This is a genomic window from Vibrio sp. V42_P2S4T144 (assembly GCF_009904715.1).
Taxonomy (GTDB): Bacteria; Pseudomonadota; Gammaproteobacteria; order Enterobacterales; family Vibrionaceae; genus Vibrio; species Vibrio alginolyticus.
The window spans coordinates 1-7,717 of sequence record NZ_WXWS01000280.1; the positions used below are offsets into that span (position 1 = coordinate 1).

Annotated in this window: 5 protein-coding genes; 2 read left to right on the top strand and 3 right to left on the bottom strand. The window is 44.0% G+C overall.

Annotated elements, in window-relative coordinates:
• On the top strand, window positions 1-3,741 hold a 3,741-nt coding region (locus tag CAG68_RS09500), incomplete at its 5' end, for a VWA domain-containing protein (protein ID WP_161441043.1).
• Window positions 3,742-3,794: 53 nt separating this feature from the next.
• On the opposite strand, the gene CAG68_RS09505 is transcribed toward CAG68_RS09500, so the two are convergent.
• On the bottom strand, window positions 3,795-4,991 hold the full coding sequence (locus CAG68_RS09505) for a class I SAM-dependent methyltransferase (RefSeq protein WP_161441044.1): 1,197 nt from the start codon (window positions 4,989-4,991) through the stop codon (window positions 3,795-3,797).
• Between the two features lie 161 nt (window positions 4,992-5,152).
• Window positions 5,153-6,556: a methyl-accepting chemotaxis protein gene (locus CAG68_RS09510; protein WP_054730265.1), complete on the bottom strand. Its 1,404-nt coding sequence runs from the start codon at window positions 6,554-6,556 to the stop codon at window positions 5,153-5,155.
• Window positions 6,557-6,646: 90 nt separating this feature from the next.
• Between CAG68_RS09510 and yccX the strand changes: the two genes are divergently transcribed.
• Window positions 6,647-6,919, top strand: a complete 273-nt coding sequence (gene yccX / locus CAG68_RS09515; RefSeq protein WP_017634611.1) for an acylphosphatase — start codon at window positions 6,647-6,649, stop codon at window positions 6,917-6,919.
• A 2-nt stretch (window positions 6,920-6,921) separates the two neighbouring features.
• Here the strand turns inward: yccX and CAG68_RS09520 are convergent, their stop codons facing one another.
• On the bottom strand, window positions 6,922-7,251 hold the full coding sequence (locus CAG68_RS09520) for a TusE/DsrC/DsvC family sulfur relay protein (RefSeq protein ID WP_005377396.1): 330 nt from the start codon (window positions 7,249-7,251) through the stop codon (window positions 6,922-6,924).
• Window positions 7,252-7,717 lie beyond the last annotated feature (466 nt).

Genomic DNA, 7,717 nt, shown 5'->3' on the forward strand with positions numbered 1-7,717 from the left:
GGGCAAACTGAGTTTGATGTGCGCATCGCTGCCATTGATGATGCTGTTTATGAAGGCCCTGAAGATTTCAGTGTGACGGTGACTGGCATTGGCGCAGTGCAAGGCAGCGATACGGGGACGGCAACGATAGTGGATGACGGCAGTGGCCCGGGTCCCGATCCGGATGATGACCGTCCAAGCGTGACTATTTCAGATGCTGGCACCATTAATGAGGGTGAGACAGCCAACTTCAAAGTGACGCTATCGAATGCCTCCGAGTCTACAGTTCAAATCGAGCTAGGCCTCAACTTGGGTGACACCGAAGTTGGAGATTTGGGCACCCTAGAATACAACACGGGAAGTGGTTGGGTGACAGTGCCAAACGATGGTGTAGTAACGGTGCCAGCGGGGCAAACTGAGTTTGATGTGCGTATTGCTTCCATTGATGACGCTGTTTATGAAGGCCCTGAAGATTTCAGCGTGACAGTAACCGGCATTGGTGCAGTGCAAGGCAGCGATACCGGTACGGCAACGATTATTGATAATGATGCTCCTCCTTCTATTTCAAATGTTGTGAATGCAGTTGTTTCGGAAGAAGGTTTAGCTAATGGTATCCCTGATAATACAGGAGCACCTTCAGACACCACTAACTCCGCAAGTTTCTCAGGAACATTCACAGTTGCCGATCCAGACACGGCGAATGTTTCAGTAGTATTGGCAGGCCCTAACAACCTAACATCAGGAGGGGAGCCTATATCGTGGACGTGGGACAACAGTACTCAAACGCTGACTGCGAAAACTGCTCACCTGAGCGTTGTTGCTACTGTTGTGCTGAGCGAGCCTTCAGCTTCAGGTCAAGGCTCTTGGGACTATACTATTACTCTGTTTGAGCCACTTGATCATCCTGTTAATGATGTGGAAGACATCATCAACTTTGATTTACAGATTTCTGTAAGTGATGGACAAACAACAACATCTCAAAGCTTAAATGTGGCCGTTGAAGATGATTGCCCATACGTGCCTGTTGTTGTTCAACCCGTCGATGTGTCGCTTACTGGTGCACCTAACGTTCTGACAGGGCGCATAGATTTTGCAGGAAGTGAGGCAGATGCAACCAGTCGAACATTTGGGGACGTTGTTGTGACTGCAAACGGTTTTGTGTCTGACGAATCTGTGATGCTGGGAACAGCTGAAATCAATCAATCATCAGAAGGGATTGGCGTTAAAAGTTCTGGTAACAACGGCTTCCAATTAGAAAACGAAGTCGATTATCGATTCGCGGGTAATGAGGGTGTATCAGAGCAGTTAATCATAGACTTAGGCAATAAAGTTGCTTACGGAGCAGAAATAGAATTTGAGAAAATGTTTGGTGGTGAACTTGAGAAAGGAATCGCATCTTTTTATAGAGATGGTGTATTAATTGCTCAGCAATCGTTCAGCTCTGATGCAAGCAGTGGTGATTACGCGGCAAATTTCAATGTTCAACAGGGAGGCTTTGATAAAATCATCCTCGAGGCGACCAGTAATGGCAATGGCCCGGATACTGAAGACAACAGTGACTTTACCGTTAAATCAATAACCTTTACAGGTGCGTACTCTGGCGTGCCAATTGCTAGTGCGGATGGGAACCTCGGTGCTGTATATGGAGCTGATGGCCCTGGTTCTATAGTCTTAAATGGAGGTGAGGCTGGTTTAGAGACTCTAGATGGTAAAGACGTGTTGATATACGTCGATCCACAAAACTCTAATAGACTGATTGCAGAGGCTGATGGAGAGCTTGCATTCGAAGTTCAACTTACACCTAGCACTGGAAAATGGGAGTTCTTCCAATACTTGCCTTTGACCTCACCTTATGGCGATGGGGATATCGATTTTAACTACACTATTACTGATAATGATGGCGACAGTAAAACGGGGTACTTTTCTGTCAACCCTTACGCCCCACCAATTGTAGAAGGTGTAACACTAAACGTTTCTGAGGAAGGCTTAAGCAACGCCATTGCTGATGACTCTGCTCTAAACGGCTTTGATGACACAACTGACTCGAGTACTGATGTAGAACAATTGACGCTGGGTCAAACCGTTGATTCTGTTACGCTCAGTGAACCATCTACAGCTCTTACTAGTAACGGTATCTCTGTAACGTGGACGTTATCAAATAACGACCAAATGCTTATCGGTTCAGCGAACGGTGAAGAGGTTATCAAAATATCAGTCAATGATACTGGAGTGGTATCTACGGAGCTTCTTGGTCCGATTGATCACTCCAACCCATCTGGAGAAGACACCTTAAATATTGAGGTGCCTGTGCTTGTCTCGAATGCTCGTGGTCTCACTAACTCAACAACGGTCAACGTTATTGTGGAAGATGACTCACCAGATTCTGCATCTATTATTCACGATGTAGTTGCAGAAACTAAAGAAAGTGCCAACGTTCAGCTCATAATGGATGTCTCGGGTTCTATGCGAACGGATAATCGCTTGCAGATAATGAAAGATTCGGCAACTCAGTTATTGAATCAATATGAGTCTATCGGTCAAACGCGAGTTCAAATTATTACTTATAGCAGTACAGCATCCACTTACGCTATAGGTGCTGCGACGTGGCTGACGGTCGAGGAGGCCAAAGCGTATATTGAGACGCTAACTGCGGGTGGCGCGACTAACTATAACAACGCGCTAAATGAAGCAAAACAGTCATGGGATGATGTAGGTAAGTTAACCAGTGCGTCGAATGTTAGTTACTTCTTGTCAGATGGTCAGCCAAACCCTGCGTCATCATTTATAAACGACGCTCGCGAGCAGAGTTGGATTGATCACCTAACCGATCCTGATAATCAGATAACAGCCCTAGCGTATGGTATGGGCGTTAATCTTATGCCGGAGCAATTAGATCGCGTAGCATATGATGGCTTTTTGAATCAAGACCTTGATGGTGTTGTGGTTCCTGACGTAACTCAATTACCTCCGGTTATGTTGCAGTCAGTGATTCAACCTGTTGGGGGGAACTTGATGTATACCACTTCTCCAGATACAGGTATTGGGGCAGATGGTGGTTATATTAGCGAAATAGAACATGACGGTGTCACTTATTCGTTTGATGGTACAGACCTAATAGTAACTGACAATAACGATGGTATTTCGCATGCATTTGACGACACAACGATGCAGCTTACTATCTATATCGACAGCAAACATACTCTGGAAATCGACTTAAACGATGGTGCGTATGCATTTTATGGTGCGGTGGGTGATACAGTTGAAACGTTAGACTTCGATTATGTATTGACGGATAACGATGGTGATCAAAGTGAGAACACCCTGCAATTCGTTATTGATGAAAACGGAGGAGTAAATGCTTCAAGTAATGGCTCTGCAAATATTATTGAAGCTGAAGTGGACGTAAGTCATGACATCTTGATCGGTAATGATAACGAGGCAGATGTCTTTAAATGGGTCAACGACTCCTTGGATACAGGAACAGATCTAATTAGAGGTTTTGAGAGAGATTTGGACACCTTAGATCTGAGTGAAGTCGTTGAAGATGCAGGGCACAATACGATAGAAGAACTTCTCAATAGTATTGACTTGAACATTGATGGCGATGACTTATCTCTAGAAATAACCCATAACGATGGAAACTCAATTCAAACTATCGTAATAGAAAACGGGGCGACAGAGTTTAGTGATTTAATCGTGGGAAATGCGGACTTTGAGAGAGATGTGTTATCCGCACTAACTAAGGTTAACTTAGAGCCATAATGAAAAAGGGCCAGTAGGCCCTTTTCTTCTGCTTTGTCTTACTTATTCGTAGCCTAAAGCACTTTACATGCAAAACCTTTTAAGTAGAAACCTTCTGGATATGCTGTATCGGTTGGGTGGTCAGCGGCTTGTTCAAAGCGCTCCACAAACTTTACTTGGCGGTTAGCGTCTACGGCTGCATCAGCGATGATTTTCTGGAACAGAACTTGATCCATCAAGCCAGAGCACGAGTAGGTCAGTAGCGTGCCGCCCGGTTTTAGAATTTGCATTGCAAGCATGTTGATGTCTTTGTAACCACGACATGCGCCGTTTAGTTGTTGTGCTTTGCTCTCTGCGAACTTCGGTGGGTCCATAATAACCACATCGAACTGAGTTCCTTGATCACGATACTCACGAAGTAGCTTAAACACGTCTGCATTTAGGAACACGGCACGCTTCTTCGAAATATCAAACTCGTTTAGTTCTGCGTTGAATTTTGCGGTATCTAAAGCAGGTTGCGACACGTCAGCGTTAATCACACGCTTTGCATCACCTTTTAGAGCGTAAAGTCCGAAGCCACCTGTGTAAGAGAAGCAGTTAAGAACTTCTTTGCCTTTCATATATTTCATCGCTTGCTGGCGACTATCACGTTGATCTAGGTAGAAACCTGTTTTGTGTCCGCCAACGATATCTACACTAATCTTTACGCCATTTTCTTCGATGACGACTGATTTAGGTGGCTCTTCGCCGTGCAAGACGCCCGTGATCTCTTTTAAACCTTCTTTTTTACGAACGGCCACGTCAGAGCGCTCGTACACATTACAATCAGGGAAGCACTCAACCAGAGCGTCAACAATAGCCTGCTTATTGTGTTCTGCGCCAGCACTGAGAAGTTGGCACACAAAGAAATTTTGGTAACGGTCGATCGTAACGCCAGGTAAGCCGTCAGACTCTGCTGCGATAAGGCGATAACCCGTAAGGCCATCACGTTTGATAATGTCTTCACGAAGAAGTTGTGCGTCTTTAAGTCGTTTAACGAAAAACGCGGTGTCGATTTCTTCTTTATCAAAACTCCAAATACGAGCACGAATTTGTGAAGCTGGCGAATATGCCGCCATAGCTAGCCATTTACCGTCGTGAGTGAATACATCAACCGTTTCGCCAAGAGCAGGTTCGCCCTCAACTTTGTTGATGCCTCGAGAGAAGATCCAAGGGTGCTTGCGCTTGACCGATTTCTCACGACCTTTAACCAAATAGATAGCAGCTGTCATTTCATTAGCTCTTGTTGAATTTTGAAAGGGGCGTATTGTCCGGGATGTGAATGGTAAAAGCAATATCCCTCGGCAATCCAGTACATTGTAGTGACTTTTAAATACAAAAAAGGTCACTAAAGTGACCCTTTTATTTGAATTTGCTGTAACAGATTCCGTTGCTATGCTTTAAGTCCAGTAAGTAGTGTTTCCATGGTGTCGCTTTGCTTACGCAGTTGATCAACGTTTTGTGAAGTCGTGCTTATCATATTGCACACGTTATCTGCTTGAACTCGAATCTCTTCAACGCTTGAGGCGATATTGTCCGCGACTACACCTTGCTCTTCAGCTGCTGTTGCAATTTGAATGCTACTGTCGGAGATAGTTTGATTTTTATCTGCCAAAGAGCCGATTTCGTGATTCACTTCCGTCATGAGGTTTTGTCCCTCATTTGCATTATTAACTGTCACTTCCATCAGCTTAGTAAGCGACTGGCTGTTACGCTGTAATGATTCAATCATCGTTTGGATTTCAACTGTCGCTTGCTGAGTGCGTCCCGCAAGAGCGCGAACCTCATCCGCAACGACCGCAAATCCACGACCTTGTTCTCCAGCACGTGCAGCTTCAATAGCCGCGTTCAGAGCAAGTAGGTTGGTTTGCTCGGAGATCCCATTGATGGTTGTCACGACTTCATCAATTTGTGCTGCATTGGCATCTAACTCGGCAACGGCTTGAGACGCAGATTGAATCTCATTAGAAAGGTTCGAAATCGAGTGAAGCGTATTCTCAACTTTCACTTGTCCAGACTGAGCCACGTTTCGCGCATCATCGGTTTGCGTGCTTGAATCGTGAGCTAGTGTCGCGACTTCTCGAATCGTTGATGCCATCTGTTCAGTTGCACTCGCAAGAGAGTTGAGGTGTTCCTGCTGAGTCGCTGAAATATCTGAACTGTGATGAATCGATTGATTCAGGTCTGAGCTAATTTGTTGCATTAACGCCACAGACTCTTGAATCGACAGCACCATTTGTTGCTCTCGTTCTGCAACTTTGTCTATCGTAATAGCAATTTCACTAAACTCGTCGCGAACAGGGAAGAAGTTCATTCTCGCAGTTAAGTCGCCACCCGCAAGAGTGTTTAATGCTTTGTTCATCGTGAACATCGCGCCGCCAATAAACGTCATGATGTAGTAAACGCCAAGAGCGAGAATAAACAAGCTCACACAGATAATGCTTACTTGAGTCGTTGATAGGGCAGCCCATAAAGAAAGTTCATGGTTCGCAACCAAACTGTACGTACCATTTAAAACAGACACGGATTGCGAACCAGAGCCAATAGAAACGGTTTCTGAACCAGCGATGAGGCTTGCTACTTGAGATTGAGAAAGGTTGCCTGCCTCTATCAGACCTTTCATAAGCATGAGCTCTTCTTGGTACATACTTGAGATCAGTGTATTAGCCGCGCTATTAAGGACGAGAGTGAGAATGACTAAAGCAAGAAGAGGGAGAACGAAGAGCAAATAGAACTTTTCTTGAATCTTTAAGTGAATGAGATACTTATCAATCCAGCGGAATGGAATTTCTTTCATAATTATAATAACCGTGCAAAAACCCACTATCCTTAGTGGGGTGAATAGACGAAAAGAATATATCACTCAGTAAAAAGAAGCGGTACAAAGATGAACGTAAAGTGTGAGAGATTTATAGTAAAAGGTCACGTTCAAGGCGTCGGCTTTCGTTACCATACTTCCCATCAAGGATTGAAGCTAGGGTTAACAGGTTATGCGAAGAACCTAAACAATGGCGATGTTGAAGTGATGGCGTGTGGAACAGACGCGCAAATAGTTGCGTTTTCGGAATGGTTACAAGAAGGACCGCGAACGGCAACAGTAGAGCATGTGATGCAGGAACCTGCGTCGTATAAGCCGTTACGCGGTTTTAAAATTTTATGAATCTACAAGCATTTAGCTGGCTTTGGTAGGCCGGCTAATTTGGTTGCTTGTTTGGCTGGCCCCTTTTTAAACAGCTTGAATAGATACTTACTGTTACCTTTTTCTGGGCCGTGCGCTTTTTCCATCGCTTTCACAAGCATACGCACTGCAGGGGAGGTATTAAACTCTTCATAAAAGTCTCGCACAAAATGCACAACTTCCAAATGAGCATCCGTAAGCTCGATGTCTTCTTCTTTTGCTAAAAGCTCAATCATACCTTCTTCCCATTGAGTATGATCCAATAAGTAGCCTTGAGCATCCGTTTCAATTTCTTTGCCGTTGTAAACGAACATAACGTTTTATCCGTTAAGTAAACATGGATGTTTATAGATTAGCGACAGCCGAGAATGTTCTCAACAAAAGAATCTCGAAGTCGTATCGAGCGAATCAAAAGCGTACAAAATGGTGAGTGTTTTTGACTGAGCTAGGCACTTTGATAGAAATGCTCTTTTATTCAAATAAATAGGAAACTATTCAGTTTGTTAGAAATTTTACGGGGTGAGTACCAACGAAATTGCATGGATATCCAGGCTTATTCATTTTTGTTTTGGTTTTTTCTTGGCTACTTGTCTGATTATGGGATTTTATGGGTGAATGAATAGCTGACAACGTTGTGTTTGTTTTCATAGACCGATATTCTCATTGGATTAATGAAAGCCTGTATTCAGGTTAGAAACAACAATGATGACAAGGAGTTAGTCATGTCGAAACAACGTTACATTGAGATTAATGACAATGTAAAATCCACTTGGTCCATCG